Here is a 20,688-nt window from a genome sequence, read left to right on the forward strand (position 1 = left end):
ATTGAAAATATTAGATTGGTACATATTAAAGCGGTATTTGCTCACATTTTTAATGATGTTGTTGCTGTTTATTCCTATTGGAATTACCGTGAATTTAGCAGAAAAAATTGGTAAAATTTTAGAAAATGAAGTGCCTTTTGGTGAGGTTGCTTTTTTCTATTTAGATTTTACCGTTTATTTTGCACACCTTTTATTTCCGCTATTTTTATTCCTTTCGGTTATTTTCTTTACCTCTAAATTAGCAAATAACACAGAAGTTATTGCTATTTTAAGTTCTGGAATTTCTTTTTCTAGATTTCTACGCCCGTATATGATTGGCGCTACAGTAGTCGCTATTATTGCATTGTTTTTGGGAATGTATTTAGCGCCTGAAGCGAGTAAGGGATTTAATGATTTTGATTATAAGTACTTTAAAAAAAATAAAAACGCATCGAAGACGGGGAGTGTATACCGACAAATTAATGATCATGATTTTATTTACGTAAGTAGTTTTGATGCCAAGAATAGAATGGGACAAAACTTTACTCTAGAGCATGTTGTAGATAATAAATTAGTCTATAAAATGAGTGCTAGAAACATTCGTTATATAGAAAAAGACTCGGTGTATCGTATGGTAGATTATGTGAGACGTACGGTAGGAGAAAATGACGATATTTTTGAAACAAAACGTAGAAAAGATACTGTTTTTAGTTTCGATTTAGAAGATTTAACACCAGTAGAATATATTGCCGAGACGTTAAATTACCAAGATTTAAATCAGTTTATAGATAAAGAAAAGAAAAGAGGTTCGTCTAGTATTGGGCGTTATGAACTTGTAAAATATAGAAAATGGAGTTTACCTGTTTCTGTATATATATTAACCATTATAGCCGTTGCCGTATCGTCTAAAAAACGTCGTGGTGGAATGGGAGTTAATCTGGCTTTTGGTGTAAGTATTGCCATGGTATTTGTCTTTTTTGATAAAATATTTGGTGTTATGGCAGAGCAGTCCGATTTTTCACCTTTGGTTGCTGTATGGTTTCCTAATATTGTTTTTGGGGTACTAGCTGCCTACTTGTTATATCATGCGAGACGTTAAATTACTCAATTATCTGCATATGCACCTGTTGGTGTTTATCGCAGGATTCACCGCAATTTTAGGAGAATTAATCACGATAGATGCTATTCCTTTGGTGTGGTTTCGTATGCTTATGGCAACCGTATTAATGTATGCTTATATTCGTTTTAAGCGCATTCCTATTAAAGTCCCTCCAAAAACAATTGCAAGATTTGCGTTTGCAGGAGTTATTATTGCTTTACATTGGATTACCTTTTTTGGTGCTATAAAAGTATCAAACATTTCCATTACGTTGTCCATGGTATCGTCGGGTGCTTTTTTTGCATCTATTTTAGAACCTATTATTCATAAACGCAAGATCATTAAATACGAAATGGTATTTGGTTTGGTAGTCGTTTTAGGTGTTTTTCTTATCACTCAGAGCGAACTTCAGTATATAGAAGGAATAATATTAGGAATAATTTCAGCTTTTTTATCCGCTTTATTTGCTGTGCTTAATGGTAAGTTTGTCAAGCACCATAGACCGTCTGTTATTTCAATTTACGAGTTTATTAGCGGGGTTGTATTTATTACTTTATTTATAGCCATATTTGGTTCAGGGTTTAATCAAGAATTTTTAAATGTAAGCGAGTCAGATTTGTTGTATTTGTTTATTTTGGCCTCAGTATGTACTGCTTATGCGTTTATTGCTTCTGTAAAAGTTATGGAACATATTAGTCCATATACAGTAATGCTTACCTTTAATTTAGAACCTATTTATGGTATTATTTTAGCGATAATATTATTCCCAGAGAAAGAAAAAATGTCGACTAATTTTTATTTTGGAGCAGCTTTTATTTTAGTCGCTGTGGTGCTTAATGGCATCTTAAAAAATTGGAAAACTTTAAAAAGAAAAGAGTCTTAACAATATATCAACACTAAATTTTTATATTTGTTGGCTAACTAAAAAACAAAACCTTCATTGGTATGGAATATTTAGAATTTGAACTTCCTATAAAAGAGCTTGAAGAGCAATTGGATAAATGCGAGATTATAGGTAAGGAAAGTGACGTAGACGTATCAGAGACTTGTAAGCAAATCGAGAAGAAGCTTATCGAGACTAAGAAAGAAATATATAAAAATTTAACGCCTTGGCAACGTGTAATGATGTCTAGACATCCAGGCAGACCTTACACTTTAGATTATATTAAGGCCCTTTGCGGAGAGTCTTTTCTTGAAATGCATGGAGATAGAAATGTAAAAGACGATAAAGCAATGATTGGTGGTCTAGGTAAGATTGGAGACCAGAGTTATATGTTTATCGGACAACAAAAAGGTTTTAACACCAAAACCAGACAGTTTAGAAATTTTGGAATGCCAAATCCAGAAGGCTATCGTAAAGCATTACGTTTAATGAAATCTGCTGAAAAATTTGGAATTCCTGTTGTTACTTTAATAGATACTCCAGGTGCATATCCAGGATTAGAAGCAGAAGAACGCGGACAAGGAGAAGCTATCGCTAGAAATATTTTAGAGATGACACGTTTAAAAGTGCCAATTATTACCGTTATTATAGGTGAAGGTGCTTCTGGAGGAGCTTTAGGTATTGGTGTTGGAGATCGCGTATTAATGTTAGAAAACACATGGTATTCTGTAATCTCACCAGAATCTTGTTCTTCTATCTTATGGCGTAGTTGGGAATATAAAGAACAAGCTGCAGAATCGTTAAAATTAACGGCTTCTGATATGAAAAAACAAAAGTTAGTCGATCAGATTGTGAAAGAACCAATTGGTGGAGCACATACAGATCGTGAGCAAACTTTTGAGATTGTTAAAAATGCAATCATTAAATCTTTCGATGAACTTAAAAACTTATCACCAAAAGATTTAGTTAAAAAGAGAATGGAAAAATACGAAAATATGGGTGTCTATAAAGACTAAACCTTTCTGTACCCTTATGTTATAAATCTGAAGCCATTTCGCTTCAGATTTTTTTATGGTTATTAACAAAATATGTAAGTTATTAACAGTTAGAATGTTGACTAATCGTTAACATGAACCGTTAAAAATCATGTTTTAATAGCATCATTTTAGTTACTTTCGCACTTATGAAACAACCAAATCAATTACAAGGATATAAAGTGGATAAAAGCACTTTAATCAATTTAGAACGTGGTAAAATACCGCCACAAGCTCTTGATTTAGAAGAAGTTGTGCTTGGAGCGATGATGATTGATAAAAAAGGTGTCGATGAGGTTATAGATATTCTTAGTGCAGATGCCTTTTATAAAGAGTCGCATCAATATATTTTTGAAGCTATATTTCAGTTGTTCGAGAACAGTGAGCCTATTGACTTATTAACCGTTTCTAGTCAATTAAAGAAGAGTGCAAAGCTTGAGTTAGCAGGTGGAGATTTTTACCTGATTTCGTTAACGCAAAAAGTATCTTCTTCTGCGCATATCGAGTTTCATGCGCGTATTATTTTACAGAAATTTATTCAGCGTAGTTTAATTAAAATTTCATCTGAAATTATTGAGGAAGCTTACGATGAAACGAAAGATGTTTTCGATTTACTAGATGCTGCCGAAACTAAATTATACGAAGTTACCCAAGGTAACATTAAGAAGTCGAGTGAAACGGCTCAGGATTTGGTAATTCAGGCTAAGAAAAAAATTGAAGAAATTTCTAATAAAGAAGGATTAAGTGGTATTCCTACTGGGTTCGATAAGCTTGATAAATTAACTTCGGGATGGCAACCTTCCGATTTAATTATTGTAGCAGCTCGTCCAGGTATGGGAAAAACGGCTTTAACCTTATCTATGGCACGAAATATTGCTGTAGACCAAAATATACCTGTCGCCTTTTTCTCTCTGGAGATGGCATCTGTACAGTTAATTATGCGTTTAATTTCTTCTGAAACAGGATTGTCTTCAGAAAAATTAAGAACAGGAAAATTAGAAAAACACGAGTGGGAACAACTGAATGTAAAAGTAAAAGGACTTGAAAAAGCACCACTTTTTATTGATGATACACCATCGCTTTCTATATTCGATTTACGTGCAAAAGCCAGACGTTTATCGTCGCAACACGGCATTAAATTAATTATGATTGACTACCTGCAGTTAATGACAGGAGGACCAAGTCATGGTGGAAACCGTGAACAAGAAATCTCGATGATTTCTCGAAACTTAAAGGCTTTAGCAAAAGAATTAATGGTGCCTGTAATAGCATTATCTCAGTTATCGCGTGCGGTTGAAACACGTGGAGGATCTAAACGTCCCTTACTGTCTGACCTTCGTGAATCTGGAGCAATCGAGCAAGATGCCGATATTGTATCGTTTATTTATCGTCCGGAATACTATAAAATTGAAGAATGGGATGATGATGAGCGTTCTCCAACAGAGGGACAAGCGGAATTTATTATCGCAAAACACAGGAATGGTGGTTTAGAAAACATCCGTCTGAAGTTTATCGGTAACTTAGGTAAGTTCGATAATTTAGACGATTTCGATTCACCTTACGAGTTTCATAGTAAAATGAATACAAATCCGGGTGAAGATTCTGGTTTTGCTTCAGGAAATAGTTTTCCAACACCAACAGATGCATTTGGAAGCGCTATGAACGAAGACGATGATAACGACGTACCGTTTTAAATTATAAATAACAACAATTTTAAAACCATAAAAATTACTTTAGAGTGATTTTTATGGTTTTTTATTTTTAGTATGTAAGCAGAAAAAAAGAGAATAGAATATAGAAGAATGAAGAGAGAAGAGTGCTTTAATCAGAACTGGTTTTAGAATTGAATCCGAATGCCAAGCTGAAACGAGTCCAGGTAACGTCCGAGGTTCATATATTAATTATCGAGAACATAAATATGTCTATTGTATAGGTTTTAATCTTCTCTGCCTTGCTGAACTCGTTTCAGTATCACCAAAGAGAAAACATTAACACTCAATCTTTTTATAAAGTGTTTCCTCTCAAATTAAAAATTAAGTATCTTTCAACTTCAATTATATCTACACTTATTTTGAAACGCATTCTATTCGTCTTATTCTGTCTATTAATTTCAGCAAAAACATTCGCATCATACGTCTTGATTCCTATGGATGCCGATGGACAAAAAAATCATTTAAAAGCCTATGGTATCACGTATTGGGCACTCGATAAACAACTAAAAGTAAAATGGTTGTTAAATTATCGAGGTGGTTCTTTTTTATTCCCAGATACCGATCAAATTCAAAGAGAATGCCAGATTCGTGGCGTCTCTTTTGAAGTGATATCTAATGATAAAACCGAACAAATTCTAGAGTTAATAGAGAGTCCGAGTCAGAATATGGAGGCTGTAGTTCTAGAAAAAGCACCTAAAATAGCTGTGTATACACCAAAAGGAAAATTACCTTGGGACGATGCTGTAACTATGGTTTTAACTTATGCAGAGATTCCGTACACAACAATTTACGATGAAGATGTATTAAACGATAACTTGTTACTGTATGATTGGTTGCATTTACACCACGAAGATTTTACAGGACAATTTGGAAAATTCTATAATACTTTTAAAACTGCAGCTTGGTATATTGAAGATAAAAAAGAAGCAGAAGCTTTAGCTACACGTTTGGGGTATAATAAGGTGTCTGAAGAGAAGTTAGCCGTGGCACTAAAAATTAGAGACTATGTTGTTGGTGGTGGCTTTATGTTTGCCATGTGTAGTGCCACAGATTCTTTTGATATTGCATTGTCTGCCGAAGGCGTAGATATTTGTGAGGCGATGTTTGATGGCGATGGGAGTGATCCAGATTATCAGAAACAAATAGATTATTCTAAAACTCTCGCGTTTACAAATTACACATTAGAACGTAATCCAAAAGTCTATGAGTTTTCTTCTATAGACATGACGTCTAAGCGTCGTGTTTTAAAAGATGCCGATTATTTTTCGTTAATGGATTTTTCTGCAAAATGGGATCCTGTACCAACAATGCTATGTCAGAATCATACGGCCTTGGTTAAGGGGTTTATGGGGCAAACAACATCGTTTACACGCGACGAAATTAAACCTAATGTGTTAGTATTAGGAGAAAATAAAGCAAATGGGGAAGCAAAATATATTCATGGAATTAAAGGAAAAGGATTCTTTACCTTTTATGGCGGTCACGATCCAGAAGATTATACGCATAAAGTGGGAGATCCTAAAACAGAACTCGAGTTGCATCCTACATCTCCAGGTTATCGCTTAATTTTAAACAATGTGTTGTTTCCTGCGGCTAAAAAGAAAAAACAGAAAACGTAATTCGGAATGTTTTTTTGTTGAGTATTTATTAAACAGGTGGTCATGCTGAACTCGTTTCAGTATCACATACGAGTGAGGTTCTTAAACGAGTTCGGAATGATACGCTTTTCTAAAACTATTCCTTAGAAGCAATCAGTTGTTCTAAAACGGTCTCAACACCAAATTCATCATTACTTTTAGTTTCAAAACGCGCCACTTTCTTAACATTCGGGTGTGCATTGGCCATAGCATAACTAAAATAAGCACGCTCAAGCATCTCTAAATCGTTGTTATAGTCGCCAAACACCATGGTTTCATCTTCAGAGATTCCAAGTTCTTCTTGCACGAGTTTTAAAGCAAATCCTTTATTGGCATCGTGATGAGAAATATCTAACCAATGTTCTCCAGAAACTTTAATTTGAAGTTCATTCTCTAAATGTTTAACATGCGGATAAATGAACTTTTCAGAATTTTCTGTATGATAAATGGCAATCTTTAAAAACTCATCATCGTTAACTTCTGTCAAGTCTTTAACTGTATTAAATTCGGTATAATATTCACTTAAAAGTTTAGGAAAGTGTAAGTCTTGTGTTTCAATATATGCTTTGTTTTTTCCGCATAACACAATAAAAACATTATCGAGTGTTCTTAGTAAAGGTAAGATGGAGTTGATTTTGTCTTTAGAAAGTAGCATTTTAGCTAATTCTTGGTCACCACGTCTTGTAATTCCTCCATTCTCTGCTATAATGGTAATCTCATCTTTAATGGTTTCTAGCTTTTCAACAATACTAAAATATTGTCGGCCACTAGCTGCTATAAAATGAATATTATGAGCTTGAAGTTTCTGAAATAGATTGAAAAAAAGTGGACTTACTTGACTTTTAGAGTTTAGTAAGGTGCCATCCATATCGGTAACAACTAGTTTCACTTGAGATAATTTCATAGTATAATTTTAAGGTATAAAAATACAGATTTATATGATTTTAGCATGTTAAGGAGCTGTTATTTTCAGTGGATAATTTTTAATCTTAAGATTCCTCATGCTTCGGAATGACATTCAATCTCCAATCACGAAACTAATTGTCATGCAGAGCAAGGCACGCAGCGAAGCATCTCACCAATAGAAACTAAATTAAAACACATCTGGAAATAGATTCCTCCTATCGTCGGAAATCGTAGATTCGACACAGTCAATGACATTGAAACCAAAAATCATGAAACTGACTGTCATGCAGAACGGAGTGAAGCATCTTTTGAATAGGACTTAAATTAAATTAATAACTTATTGGTATAGATTCCTCATGCTTCGGAAATCGTAGATTCGACGCAGTCAATGACATTCAATTTCTAAATATGAAATAAACTGTCATGCAGAACGGAGTGAAGTATCTTTTGAATAAATTCTAAATAAAGTTAACTAGATATAGATTTCTTCTGCGTTCGGAATGACATTCTACTTTTCTAGCAAACATGTTATAAAAAGTTTAGTTGAATGAGCAGCCTGAATAACATTCAATTTGATGTGAATATGATAAAAGCAAACTCTTGATGTAAGGTGCTATTTAATTTCAATAATATAAGGCATATTTAATGTGATTTTTCAGCATTTAAACTCAGTAATCACAATACCTTATAACTAAAAACAACTAATCTAAAATCATAATTTATAATTCCGATGCATTTATTATATTAGCGCTTCTAAAACCAGACCATTGCAAACATTAAATCAACAAGAACTTCCTTGGCTATATACCATTTCCCCGAAGCGTAAATTAGTAGATCTTAATTTTAAGGAGATATGGAGGTACAAGGATTTATTATTCTTATTTGTAAAACGTGATATTGTTACGGTATATAAACAGACCATACTTGGACCACTATGGTATTTTATTCAGCCGTTGTTTACATCTATAATTTTTACAGTGATCTTTAATAATTTGGCAGCCATTCCTGTAAAGCCAGGCGTACCTGCTTTTTTGTTTAACTTGGCAGGGATTACTGCATGGAATTATTTTAAAGAATGTCTAACAGGAACTAGCGATACGTTTACAAAAAACCAAGCTATATTCGGGAAAGTTTATTTCCCGCGTGTGATTATTCCGATGTCTATTGTCGTTTCAAATTTGGTAAAATTTGCCATTCAATTATTGGTATTTATAGGTTTCTACGTGTATTATGTGAGTTTTACCGATGCTGCATATGCTGCAAGTCCGCAAATTAGTTTACTACTATTACCCGTTTTGGTGCTTATTATGGGGCTTTTGGGGTTAGGTTTTGGAATGCTTATTTCGTCTATGACTACTAAATATCGTGATTTAACCTTTTTGGTAACATTCGGAGTGCAGTTGCTTATGTATGGCTCTGCGGTGATGTATCCCTTATCCTTTTTTGAAGAAAAATTGCCAAGTGTATCTTGGTTAGTCGCTTATAATCCCATGACCATTGTTATTGAAGCATTTCGCCATATTACTTTGGGGGTCGGAGCGATTTCAACGGTTCAATTAATCTATATTAGTGTTGTAAGTGTCGTTGTCTTTTTGTTAGGCCTTATCGTGTTTAATAGTACGGAGAAGAAGTTTATAGATACCGTTTAGTAAATTATTATTTTACGTAAAGGTCTTGTAAAATAGGAGCTAATAAGTTTTTAACCAATAACGAATAACCATTAATGAATACGATACTAGTCACAGGAGGAGCCGGAAATATAGGAAGCAGTTTAGTTGCTTTACTTGCAAAAGAGCCAGATACCCATGTTGTGATTGTCGATAATTTACAAACAGGATTTGAATCGCATATCCCTCAATTATCTAATGTATCGTTTGTTCAAGCGAATGTAAATGATTATGATGCTATTGAAGCTGTATTCGATAAGTTTGATATTAATTATGTATTTCATTTAGCTGCAGTAGTAGGTGTCGAACGGACTTTGGCTCATCCTATCCAGGTGTTACAAGATATAGAAGGGATTAAAAATATTTTATCATTATCTAAAGACTCAAGTGTAAAACGTGTGTTTTATTCTAGTTCTTCTGAAGTTTATGGCGAACCTTTCGAGGTGCCTCAGCATGAAAGCACAACACCTTTAAATTCTAGGTTACCTTATGCTATAGTTAAAAATGTAGGAGAATCTTTCTTTAAATCTTATCAGCAAGAGTTTGGTTTAAATTATACTATTTTTAGATTCTTTAATACGTATGGACCACACCAGAGTGATGATTTTGTAGTGCCACGTTTTCTGCATGCAGCTAAAGAAAATCTGCCTATAAAAATAAATGGAGATGGACAGCAAACGCGTTCGTTTTGCTATATTAACGATACGGTTTCTACTTGTGTAAATGCCTATAAAAATAATTTGTATGTCAATGATGTGCTGAATGTTGGAAATGCAGATGAAATGACCATATTAGATCTTGCAAAACGTATTATTTCTTTTGCCAATTCAAAATCAGAAATTATACATTTGCCCGCTTTACCGGAAGGCGATATGAAACGTCGTTGTCCTGATAACACAAAAATGAAAGTGGTTTTAGGTCGTGAACTCATTCGTTTAGAAGAAGGACTGAAATTGATGAGTTAGTGTCTCTTTATATCATTTCTAGGTTTAATGTCATTGACTGCGTCGAATCTACGATTTCCGACAATAGGAGTAATCTCTACTAATAATTTGATTAAGCTTCAATACAAAAGATGCTTCACTGCGTTGCTCTGCGTTCTGCATGACAGTTCGTTTTATGATTATATATTAAATGTCATTGACTGCGTCGAATCTACGATTTCCGACAAAAGGAGGAATCTCTACTAGTAATTTGATTTAGCTTCAATACAAAAGATGCTTCGCTACGTTGCTCTTCGCTCTGTATGACAGTTCGTTTTATGATTATATATTAAATGTCATTGCGACAAAAGGAGGAATCTCTACTAGTAATTTGATTTAGCTTCAATACAAAAGAAGCTTCACTGCGTTGCTCTCCATTCTGCATGACAGTTCGTTTTATGATTATATATTAAATGTCATTGACTGCGTCGAATCTACGATTTCCGACAATAGGAGGAATCTCATTTACTATATGTTTTGATTTGAGGTTTTATTGGTGAGATGCTTCTCTTCGCTCTGTATGACAGTTGGTTTTTTGATTTTGGTTTCAATGTCATTGACTGCGTCGAATCTACGATTTCCGACGATAGGAGGAATCTCTACTAATAATTTGATTTAGCTTCAATACAAAAGATGCTTCACTTCGTTGCTCTTCGTTCTGCATGACAGTTGGTTTTATGATTATGGGTTTTATTGTTGAGATGCTTCACTGCGTTCTGCATGACAGTTGGTTTTATGATTATGGGTTTTATTGTTGAGATACTTCGCTGCGTTGCTCTTCGCTCTGCATGACAGTTGGTTTTATGATTATGGGTTTTATTGTTGAGATGCTTCACTGCGTTCTGCATGACAGATGATTTCATGATTGAGGTTTTGTTCGTGAGATACTTCGCTTCGTTGCTCTTCGTTCTGCATGACAGTTGGTTTTATGATTATGGGTTTTATTGTTGAGATGCTTCACTGCGTTCTGCATGACAGATGATTTCATGATTGAGGTTTTGTTCGTGAGATACTTCGCTGCGTTGCTCTTCGCTCTGTATGACAGTTGGTTTTGTGATTTGTGGTTTTATTGGTGAGATGCTTTACTTTGTTTTGCATGACAACTGGTTTGATTTAAAAAAAAATCCTCGGGGGACGAGGATTTTAAAAAGGGATATACCTTGTTTACAATACTTCAATAAGTTGTAAGACATTAAAGGCTCCATTTTTTAAGGGGTATTGGGTGTTGTTTACATCTTGATAGAATGTAATCTTAAAAAAATAAAATGGGGTTCCAGTGCCTGTGGGCGTGGTTGCGGGCGTTAACGTTAAGGGCGCTGCTGTGTTGTTAATTACTAAATTTACAGTAGGGCTGACTTGTAAATTTGAAGTGTTATCACTGAAATTCAGGTTTAAGAAGCCTGCGTTAAAACTCACATGTGTTGCTCCGCTTGGACTGTTTAATTGCTGCGAGGGTATAAAATTAGGTATACTAATTTCGCCAGTCGTAGTATCTAATGTAAACGCTTCAAGTAAAACACTGTTTAAAAGCGCATTGTTGTTAAAGTCGAATCCCTTAATGGCATCTTTACCATCGGTAGTTGTGATTCCGATACTTACTTTTCGTTGCCCCCTTGCTGAAGTTAAGTCGGCATTCTTCACGCGACTCATCACTTGTGTTAATCTGGATGTCATCCGGTTATCTTTAGCATCTGTTAACAAGGCTGTAATGGCGTGCCGCAGTTGCTTTCCGGACGTTGCCGATTGGGCGAATTCGGTATTGTTTTCTCGTGTTCGCACAAATGCAGGGTCGTTTAATATGCGGTCTTTGCTAACGCCGCCTTTAGACCGGATGTAGTATCCGTCTTCTCCTTTATAGAAGGTTACCTCTCCGATAGAGCCTTCTACATTAAATAATGATTTGTATTTTGCCATGATCTTATAGAATTTATGCAGGTTATAACTGTTGAATTTTAGCCACAAACCCAAGCGTGATTTTAGCTGTTTTGTGCATTTCGGTGTGCTACAACCTGCGGTTAAAACTTATGATCTATAAAGCTATGTAGGTTCCCGGGATGCGTAAGGCTAATGCTTACATGTTATTCAACACTACATGGATTTATGGGATCTCTTAGTTCTAAATTACAACGAGAGCTTTATTGTTTTTTACAAGGTTCCTGAAAGTTCCTAAAATTTCTTATTTCGTATTAGAATTTCCTCTATCTTCCAATTTATTCCTGTTTTTTCCACATTTTGACAGGCTGTGGCCTATAGATTTTCATATACTCCCCATAAGGTATCCATGGCTTTGGTATGGCTTTGATATGGCGTACCTGTAGTAAAGCCTTGATGTATTATTTTAGCCTTTTTTTTAAAACGGTGTCTCTCAGATGCTTTATTATAGCGTTTAGGTCAGTGATATAGCTGATTTAGTGGCGATGGAGCTACCGACTTTTTTAAGTGTATTGTAGGATTAAAATGCATTTTATTGCAAGTATTTACTTCGTTTTTTTATTTATGGCACTTTTATTGTGTTGAAAAAAATAATAATCGTCTTATTATGAGCGTGTTGTGGGTTTAGGTCTTCATAGCCTACAGACGTTTTTCCTCACTTGAATTTGCATTAGTTCATTTTCTCTTTTTATTGGGTTGTGATGTTTTACTTTCAGTGGAGTTGGTGGTTCATATTAGAGGTTATTTCGTTAAAATATAATAATACATGGCAATGGTATAAAGTGTTATACAGAATGGGATATCGTATGTTTTTAAATAGTAATGATGTTGCAATCCTTATGGGGGTTTGTAACAAAACGGCTAAGCGATACATACAAGATATTCGTCAGGAATATAATATTGTTAATCGAAAACAGGTTACTATTCGGGAGTATAGTGAGTATTTTAAAGTGCCTTATGATGATGTGTTACGGGCTTTGCTTAGTCGGGTGGTTAATGGTAAGTTGGTGAAATGGTGAGAGGGTGAGTGGTGAATTGTGAATGGTTCTAAGTGATTTGGGTTCTATTTGTGAGATGCTTCGCTGCGTGCCTTGCTCTGCATGACAGTACATTTTATGATTTGGTTTCTGTTGGTGAGATGCTTCGCTGCGTGCCTTGCTCTGTATGACAGTTGTGATTGTGATTTGGTTTCTGTTGGTGAGATGCTTCGCTGCGTGCCTTGCTCTGTATGACAGTTGTGATTGTGATTTTGGTTTCAATGTCATTGACTGCGTCGAATCTACGATTTCCGACGGTAGGAGGAATCTATTTCTAGATGTGTTTAAATTGTGGTTCTATAGGAGAGATGCTTCACTGCGTTCTGCATGACAGTTGTGATTGTGATTTTGGGGGCAATGTCATTCCGACGGTAGGAGGAATCTTATTTACTAGATATGTTTTAATTGTGGTTTTATTCGAGAGATGCTTCGCTGCGCTCTGCATGACAGTCGGTTTCATGATTTAGGTTCTATAGGAGAGATACTTCGCTGCGTTGCTCTTCGTTCTGTATGACAGTTGGTTTCATGATTTGAGGTTTTATTGGTGAGATGCTTCGCTGCGTGCCTTGCTCTGCATGACAGTTGGTTTTGTGATTTAGTTTCTATTGTTGAGATGCTTCACTGCGTTCTGCATGACAGATGATTTCATGATTGAGGTTTTGTTCGTGAGATACTTCGCTGCGTTGCTCTTCGCTCTGTATGACAGTTGGTTTTGTGATTTGTGGTTTTGTTGGTGAGATGCTTCGATGCGTGCCTTGCTCTGCATGACAGTACATTTCATGATTTAGTTTCTATTGGTGAGATGCTTCACTGCGTTGCTCTCCATTCTGCATGACAGTTCGTTTCGTGATTTAGAGTCTTAATGTTATTGACTGCGTCGAATCTACGATTTCCGGCAATAGGAGGAATCCATAAAACGGAGATATTTAACTCTTCTATTTCTGTAGCTCCCAATTAATAATAATTCAAAACTTTTAAGTCGTATGCTTTTATTATATTAGCCCATTATTTTGGTATACGGACTGCTATGGTCTGTGAAGGCTAGTAACCGACCAAAATCATGCAACCAACCATAAGTCATTCATGATTATCCTTAAAGCAGAAAATATTAGTAAGCAATACCGCCTAGGATTGATAGGTACAGGTACTATTAGTCACGATTTAAACCGTTGGTGGCATCGTATTCGTGGTAAGGAAGATCCATATTTAAAGATCGGAGAAGTTAACGATCGTAGTAGTAAAGGTAAGAGTGCATATGCTTGGGCACTTAAAGATATTAATTTTGAAGTGCAACAAGGCGAAGTCTTAGGAATCATTGGTAAAAACGGTGCAGGAAAATCGACTTTACTTAAAATATTATCACGTGTAACCAGTCCTACCACAGGAGAAATCAAAACCCGTGGCCGTATTGCTAGTTTATTAGAAGTGGGGACGGGGTTTCATCCGGAATTAACGGGGCGTGAAAATATGTACCTTAATGGGGCGATTTTAGGGATGACCAAAGCCGAAATAAAAGCTAAAGAGCAAGAGATTATTGAGTTTTCAGGTTGTGAGCGCTATGTAGATACACCAACAAAACGTTACTCTTCGGGTATGCGTGTGCGTTTGGCTTTCGCTGTGGCTGCATTTTTAGAACCTGATATTTTAGTCATTGATGAGGTGTTGGCTGTTGGTGATGCGGAATTTCAGAAAAAGGCTATTGGGAAAATGCAAGACATCTCTAAAGGGGATGGTAGAACGGTATTGTTTGTAAGCCATAATATGGCGGCTGTAAAGAGTTTATGTGCACGTGCTATTGTTTTAGAAAACGGAACGTCTGTTTTTGAAGGCGGAACGGATGAGGCTGTCAGTTTTTATTTAAATTTAGGAAATACAAAGGGCAGTGAAACTCTTCGTTATTTTAATGAAGAAGACTTTGAAAAACAATCTTTTTTAATAGAATCTGTGGGATTGAAAGGGGAACATAAAAATTATAATGATCCTCTTACTAGAGAAGATGATTTAATTATAAATTTGACGTTGATTAAACATACATTAGAGGAGTTAGTTGTAGTCTTTAGATTTAAAGATGATGAAGGTAATATTATGTTTGTAACAAATTCTGATGATGCACAAATGAATTTAAAAAAAGAAGGAAAGCAATTGGTAACAATGCATTTGCCTAATTTCTTTTTTAATGAAGGAAACTTTAGTGTAGATATTATGATTACGAACGGAAAAAAGCAATTGTTTTTTGAACCTGATAGTGTACAATTTACGATGCTTCAGGAAACAAAGGAATTAGGAGGATGGATGGGAAGATCACCAGGTTTTTTAAAACCTATATTTAAATGGGATGTTAAATAATATAAAAAACTTAGGAAAAAAAAAGCAAAATAAAATCTTTTGCATAGGCTTCAATAAAACAGGAACAACAACAATTAAAAAAGTTCTTAAAGATTTTAATATTAAATTAGGGAATCAGAAAGAGGCTGAAGTTCTTCTGCCTAATTGGTATGATAGAGACTTTAAAGCAATTTTTAATTATGTAAAAAGTGCAACCGCTTTTCAAGATATTCCTTTTTCATTACCTTATACTTTTATAGCATTAGAACAGGAATTTCCTAATGCCAAATTCATACTTACTGTTAGAGATAATGAAGAGCAATGGTATAATTCAATAAGTAAATTTCATTCAAAATTATGGTCTGATGGTATAAGCATACCTCAAATTGAAGAACTTAAGAATGCAACATATCGTTATAAAGGTTTAGCTTATGAATATATAAAGCAAGTGTATAATACACCAGATGAAGATTTATATAATAAGTCTATTTTAATGAAGACTTATAATAATCATAATAGTCTTGTTAAGGATTATTTTAGAGCGCATCAAGAAAAGCTTATCGTTATTAATACGTCAAATAAAGCGGATTATTTTAGACTATGTGATTTTTTAAAAGAGAAACCATTGCATGATAATTTTCCATGGGAAAATAAAACTAGTGATATAAAATGATAAACGTCACCAAAACATTTTTACCGCCTCAAGACGAGTATCAAGCGATTTTAAAACGTGCTTGGGATACGGGTTGGATGACTAACCGTGGGGTTTTGGTACAAGAATTAGAATCGACATTAAAAACGTATTTAGGGGTTTCTAACATTATAGCAACAACTAATGGTACATTGCCTTTACAAATCGCTATAAAAGCATTAGGGTTACAAGGTGAGATTATAACCACACCTTTTAGTTATGTAGCTACGACTTCTAGCATCGTTTGGGAAGGTTGTACACCTGTATTTGTAGATATTGATCCGGATTATTTAACTATTGATGAAACTAAAATAGAAGCTGCTATTACACCAAATACTTCTGCTATCTTAGCTACTCATGTTTTTGGAAATCCCTGTGCTGTAGAAACGATTGAAGCTATTGCAAAAAAGCATAAGCTGAAAGTGATCTATGATGCTGCCCATTGTTTTGGTGTCACTTATAAAGGGCAATCTATTTTTAATTTAGGGGATGTAAGTACGTGTAGTTTTCATGCTACTAAATTATTTCACACAGGTGAAGGAGGTGCTATGTTTACTAAAAATAACGAATTACATAAGCAGTTGTTTTCTCATCATAATTTTGGACATGATGGGCCTGAACATTTTCATAGTTTAGGGATTAATGCCAAAATGAGTGAACCACAAGCGGCTATGGGCTTAGCTGTGTTTCCTTATATGGATTTGATATTAGAAGAACGAAAGAAGATTGTAGATATTTATAATAAAGCTTTTGAAACAACAGAATTAAAGTTATTAAAAGTTAGAAAAGATACCGCATGGAATTACAGTTATTACCCAGTTGTTTTTAAAGACGAAAAACAATTAATAAAGGTTAAACAAGCTTTAGAAAAACATTCTATTTTTCCTAGACGTTATTTTTATCCTTCTTTAAATAGATTACCATATATTCAGCAACAAAGCATGGTTGTTTCTGAATCTATATCAATAAGAGTTTTATGTTTACCGCTTTATGCAGGTTTAGCAATTGAGGATTTAAACCAAATTATTAATATTGTAAAAGAGGAACTAACATGATAATTGTTGGAGCTAAAGGTTTTGCTAAAGAAGTACTGCAAATTGTATCTGTAGATATGGGTTTGCTAGATAAAAATATTGTTTTTTTTGATAATGTTAGTAAAGACCTACCTCTTAAAATATACGATAGATTTACAATTTTAAGGTCTTTTGAAGCAGTTAAAACGTATTTGTCAAATTCTGAAGATAAATCTTTTGTGTTAGGACTAGGGCAGCCTAAGCTTAGACAAAATTTGTATCAAGAGTTTTTGCTATTAGGTGCTGAGCCCGTTTCATTGTATTCTAAAAATAGCGAGATTGGTAATTTCGATGTAAAAATAGGGAAAGCAACATCTATTTTATCAGGAGTAAAAATATCTAATTCTGTAGAACTAGGTAAAGGGTGTTTAGTGTATTATAACTCAATTATTACTCATGATTGTATTATTGGTGATTTTGTTGAGTTATCACCCAATGCAACAATACTTGGAAGAAGTCGTATTGGAGATTATACAACATTGGGAGCATCTTCTGTAATTCTTCCAGATGTTAGTATAGGGAAAAATGTAATTGTAGGTGCAGGTACTATTGTACTCAAAGATATACCTGATAATTGTACCGTTGTAGGTGTTCCTGGTAAAATTATTTCAAAAAGAGATTAAGATATGATGGTTTCGGTATGCATGATTACTTATGGTCATGAAAGATATATAAAACAAGCTATTGAAGGTGTTTTGATGCAAGAATGCAATTTCGACGTAGAATTAATCATAGCTGATGATTGTTCGCCTGATAGCACAGCTGCGATTATAACTAGTATTCAGAAAAATCATAGTAATAGCTCTTGGATAAACTACTCTAAGCATACTAAAAACAAAGGAATGATGCCTAATTTTGTGTGGGCTTTAGAACAATGCCAAGGTAGATATATAGCCCCATGCGAAGGCGATGACTATTGGACAGATCCTTTAAAGTTACAAAAGCAGGTTGATTTTTTGGAAGCTAATGCAGAGTATGGAATTTGCTGGACACAATACAAAATATTAAACAATGGTAAATTAGAGAAACCTCATTGGGTTGATTTAATTGATACAAAAAGAAACTTTAATATTGATTTTAATAATTTTGCTTCACCATATTGTACTTATACTTTAACTAGTATGTTTAGAAGCAATCTTCTAAATTTTGATAGCATTAAAAAATTTAAGTTTTTTAAAGATAATTCCCTGTATGCTTTGTGTTTAAGTGAAACTAAAGGTGTTTTGCTTAATTTTGTAGGTGGTGTATATCGTATTCATCCAACGGGTATATATTCTACATCATCAAATATAAATCAGGCTTATTCTAATTATTTTAATTATAAAGAAATACTAAAAAAAATACCTAAAAGTAGAGTGCCAAATATTTACAATAAATATAATTATTGGAAAAAAACATATTACAAAGCACTAAATGGTAATAAAAAACCTTCTTTGTTAAAAAGAATAAAAAGAAGGCTGTTTTATTTATTAAAAAAAATGAATAATTAATGAATAAAGTTTATACTAAAGGAGTATCTATAGTATTGTGTACATATAATGGAAGGCAAAGGTTAGAAGCGACTTTTAAACATTTAGCAGCACAACAGTTAAATGTGCCATGTGAGATTATTTTTGTAGATAATGCTTCTACTGACGGAACGAAAGAGTTTGCTGATGCTTGGTGGCAAAATAACGGAATTTCAGAAATTAGTTATCTGTCTTTTGACCAACCCATTCCAGGGAAATCATATGCTCAAAATTTAGGTTATGAAAAAGCGAATTATAATTATTTATTGGTTTGTGATGATGATAATTGGTTGTGTAATACCTATGTGCAAACAGCTTTTGAAGTGATGGAAGCCAACCCTGAAATTGGTGCTTTGGGAGGTTGGTGTGATGCTGAATTTGAAGGTGTAAAGCCAAGTTGGTTTGATGAACAGGCCAAGTATTTTGCTGTGGCTAAACAAGGGAGTGTAAGTGGAGATATTACGCTTAAAAAAGGCTGTTTATACGGAGCAGGTATGGTTTTGAATAAAAACCATTGGCTAGAATTAAAAGCCTTAGGTTTTGAACATTTATTATCGTGTAGAAAAGGGAATAACTTAAGTTCTGGTGGAGACACCGAATATAGTTATGCTTTGCGATTATTAGGCTATAAAATTTGGTATGACGACCGCTTATATTTTAAACATTATATGACAGAAGGCCGTATGCATTTAGAGTATTTAAGTCGTTTACGCAAAGCAATGGCGTATTCTAATTTTATGGTGTTGTGCTATTCAGAACTTTTAACAGGGAAGAAACAGAGTTGGTCTAAAGTCTTAAATAAAGGAAGAAAAGCATTTTTAATAGAGTTGTTTAATAATACAGTGTGTTTATTTAGTCGTAATTTTGAAGAAAAAGAAGCAGCTAAATCCTATTTTAGATATTTATATTATTTAACTTTTTATAAAAAAGAGCATTTAAAAAATATAGAGTTTGTTACTGGTTGGCTAAAAGGAAAGAGAGTATGAAAACAATTTGTTTTGTAGTCAGTACTTTTCCAAATACTTCAGAAACATTTATAGTAAATCAAATAATAGAAGCTAAACGAAAAGGATTAAAAGTAAAAGTACTTACATATTCATTAAATCCGTTTAAAGAAAGCTCACAAGAAGCATTACTTAATACGTATGGAATAAAAGAAGATGTATTAAAATATTCTAATGGCATACCTAATAATAAGATTAAAAGATTTGGTCTTACTCTTTTTTACATCATTAAATTTTTTAAATATCTATTTAAATTAGATGGGGTTTCTTTTTATGATACGTTTTTTATATGGCCATTTAAATTTGAATTCTATTCTAAGTTAAAAGATATCGATATTTACCATGTACAATTTGCCATTTCTGGTAGTGATTTGGCTTTGTTTATATCTTCAGGAGGCTCTTCTTCAAAATTAATTACTACTTTTCATGGGTTTGATGCTCATTTTAATGATTATGAAGAATTAAAAAGTCGCCAAAATAGATATAATATTTTATTAAAGTACTCAACTTTTTTAACAGCAAACACTAAATATTTAGCGGATAAGATTGAATTATTAGGAGGAGAAAAAACTAAATTAAAAATTATTCCTATGGGAATTGATGTTAATTATTTTAAGAATGAAATTTTAAAAATCTTACCAGAAGATAAACATATTAACTTAATTTCTGTAGGGAGATTAATAGAACTAAAAGGTTTCTCTTACGCAATAAAAAGTGTGAAATTATTAGTTGATAAAGGTTTTGATGTAATATATACAATCGTTGGAGATGGTGTAGAGTTTAATAATTTACGAGCTTTAATTTTAGAATTGAAATTAGGAAATAATGTTTATTTAATAGGAAAAAAAAATCAATCAGAATTAAAAGAGCTATACAATAAGAATCATGTGTTTTTAATGAGTTCAATAACAGACTCAAATAATAGAGCGGAAGCTCAGGGGGTTGTTACTGCAGAAGCTCAAGCTATGGGGCTTCCTATAGTAGCATTTAACTCAGGAGGGGTGTCTTATACCATACAAGATAAAGAGACTGGTTTTTTAGTTGAAGAAAAAAATATTAAATCTTATGCGTATGCAATTGAAAAGATAATTACTGATGAAATATTATATAAAGAAATGAGTAAGTCTGCTATAAATTTTGTGAAAAAAAATTTTTCAAATGAACATAGTTCTCAAGAATTTATAAAATTATATAATGATTAAGATAATTTCTAAAAAT

17 protein-coding genes are annotated in these 20,688 nt (G+C 33.7%); 15 read left to right on the forward strand and 2 right to left on the reverse strand.

Annotated features, from left to right (window positions below):
* The first annotated feature begins 1 nt into the window (after position 1).
* From GQR95_RS10025 to GQR95_RS10045, 5 genes are all read left to right on the forward strand, one after another.
* Positions 2 to 1,078 carry an LptF/LptG family permease gene (locus GQR95_RS10025; protein WP_159023036.1) on the forward strand — a complete coding sequence of 359 codons (1,077 nt, stop codon included), beginning with the start codon at positions 2 to 4 and terminating at the stop codon, positions 1,076 to 1,078.
* Positions 1,065 to 1,961: a DMT family transporter gene (locus GQR95_RS10030; protein WP_159023037.1), complete on the forward strand. Its 897-nt coding sequence runs from the start codon at positions 1,065 to 1,067 to the stop codon at positions 1,959 to 1,961. Before GQR95_RS10025 ends, GQR95_RS10030 begins: the two co-directional genes overlap by 14 nt.
* A 62-nt stretch (positions 1,962 to 2,023) precedes the next feature.
* A complete protein-coding gene (locus tag GQR95_RS10035) occupies positions 2,024 to 2,977 on the forward strand; it encodes an acetyl-CoA carboxylase carboxyltransferase subunit alpha (protein ID WP_159023038.1) in 954 nt (317 codons plus the stop codon).
* 167 nt (positions 2,978 to 3,144) lie between these two features.
* Positions 3,145 to 4,689, forward strand: a complete 1,545-nt coding sequence (dnaB, locus tag GQR95_RS10040) for a replicative DNA helicase (protein WP_159023039.1) — start codon at positions 3,145 to 3,147, stop codon at positions 4,687 to 4,689.
* Between the two features lie 452 nt (positions 4,690 to 5,141).
* Positions 5,142 to 6,326 (forward strand): asparagine synthetase B, encoded by a 1,185-nt coding sequence (locus tag GQR95_RS10045; protein WP_159024278.1) that lies wholly within the window; start codon positions 5,142 to 5,144, stop codon positions 6,324 to 6,326.
* Between the two features lie 115 nt (positions 6,327 to 6,441).
* Here GQR95_RS10045 and GQR95_RS10050 read toward each other — a convergent pair whose 3' ends face one another.
* The gene (locus tag GQR95_RS10050) at positions 6,442 to 7,248 is read right to left on the reverse strand and encodes an HAD family hydrolase (RefSeq protein WP_159023040.1); all 807 of its coding nucleotides are present in this window, start codon (positions 7,246 to 7,248) and stop codon (positions 6,442 to 6,444) included.
* Positions 7,249 to 8,017: 769 nt separating this feature from the next.
* Here GQR95_RS10050 and GQR95_RS10055 point away from each other — a divergent pair.
* Together GQR95_RS10055 and GQR95_RS10060 are read left to right on the forward strand one after the other, a co-directional pair.
* A complete protein-coding gene (locus tag GQR95_RS10055) occupies positions 8,018 to 8,899 on the forward strand; it encodes an ABC transporter permease (protein ID WP_159023041.1) in 882 nt (293 codons plus the stop codon).
* Positions 8,900 to 8,973: 74 nt separating this feature from the next.
* On the forward strand, positions 8,974 to 9,882 hold the full coding sequence (locus tag GQR95_RS10060; RefSeq protein ID WP_159023042.1) for an NAD(P)-dependent oxidoreductase: 909 nt from the start codon (positions 8,974 to 8,976) through the stop codon (positions 9,880 to 9,882).
* A gap of 1,182 nt (positions 9,883 to 11,064) precedes the next feature.
* Here GQR95_RS10060 and GQR95_RS10065 read toward each other — a convergent pair.
* Positions 11,065 to 11,814 carry a hypothetical protein gene (locus GQR95_RS10065; protein WP_159023043.1) on the reverse strand — a complete coding sequence of 250 codons (750 nt, stop codon included), beginning with the start codon at positions 11,812 to 11,814 and terminating at the stop codon, positions 11,065 to 11,067.
* A 719-nt stretch (positions 11,815 to 12,533) separates the two neighbouring features.
* Here GQR95_RS10065 and GQR95_RS10070 point away from each other — a divergent pair.
* The 8 genes from GQR95_RS10070 (at position 12,534) to GQR95_RS10105 (ending at position 20,672) form a co-directional block, all read left to right on the forward strand.
* The gene (locus GQR95_RS10070) at positions 12,534 to 12,851 is read left to right on the forward strand and encodes a hypothetical protein (protein ID WP_159023044.1); all 318 of its coding nucleotides are present in this window, start codon (positions 12,534 to 12,536) and stop codon (positions 12,849 to 12,851) included.
* A 1,101-nt stretch (positions 12,852 to 13,952) separates the two neighbouring features.
* Entirely contained in the window at positions 13,953 to 15,215 is a 1,263-nt protein-coding gene (locus tag GQR95_RS10075) for an ABC transporter ATP-binding protein (protein WP_159023045.1), read from the forward strand.
* On the forward strand, positions 15,205 to 15,867 hold the full coding sequence (locus GQR95_RS10080; protein ID WP_159023046.1) for a sulfotransferase: 663 nt from the start codon (positions 15,205 to 15,207) through the stop codon (positions 15,865 to 15,867). The genes GQR95_RS10075 and GQR95_RS10080 overlap by 11 nt, the downstream gene beginning before the upstream one ends.
* Complete coding sequence (locus GQR95_RS10085) at positions 15,864 to 16,940, forward strand: DegT/DnrJ/EryC1/StrS aminotransferase family protein (protein WP_159023047.1); 1,077 nt, start codon at positions 15,864 to 15,866, stop codon at positions 16,938 to 16,940. The genes GQR95_RS10080 and GQR95_RS10085 overlap by 4 nt, the downstream gene beginning before the upstream one ends.
* Positions 16,937 to 17,581: an acetyltransferase gene (locus GQR95_RS10090; protein WP_159023048.1), complete on the forward strand. Its 645-nt coding sequence runs from the start codon at positions 16,937 to 16,939 to the stop codon at positions 17,579 to 17,581. The genes GQR95_RS10085 and GQR95_RS10090 overlap by 4 nt, the downstream gene beginning before the upstream one ends.
* A 3-nt stretch (positions 17,582 to 17,584) precedes the next feature.
* Positions 17,585 to 18,448: a glycosyltransferase gene (locus GQR95_RS10095; RefSeq protein WP_159023049.1), complete on the forward strand. Its 864-nt coding sequence runs from the start codon at positions 17,585 to 17,587 to the stop codon at positions 18,446 to 18,448.
* A complete protein-coding gene (locus GQR95_RS10100; RefSeq protein WP_159023050.1) occupies positions 18,448 to 19,452 on the forward strand; it encodes a glycosyltransferase family A protein in 1,005 nt (334 codons plus the stop codon). Before GQR95_RS10095 ends, GQR95_RS10100 begins: the two co-directional genes overlap by 1 nt.
* Positions 19,449 to 20,672 carry a glycosyltransferase gene (locus GQR95_RS10105; RefSeq protein ID WP_159023051.1) on the forward strand — a complete coding sequence of 408 codons (1,224 nt, stop codon included), beginning with the start codon at positions 19,449 to 19,451 and terminating at the stop codon, positions 20,670 to 20,672. The genes GQR95_RS10100 and GQR95_RS10105 overlap by 4 nt, the downstream gene beginning before the upstream one ends.
* The last annotated feature ends 16 nt before the right edge of the window (positions 20,673 to 20,688 follow it).

Source organism: Formosa sp. L2A11, assembly GCF_009796865.1.
Classification (GTDB): Bacteria; Bacteroidota; Bacteroidia; order Flavobacteriales; family Flavobacteriaceae; genus Formosa.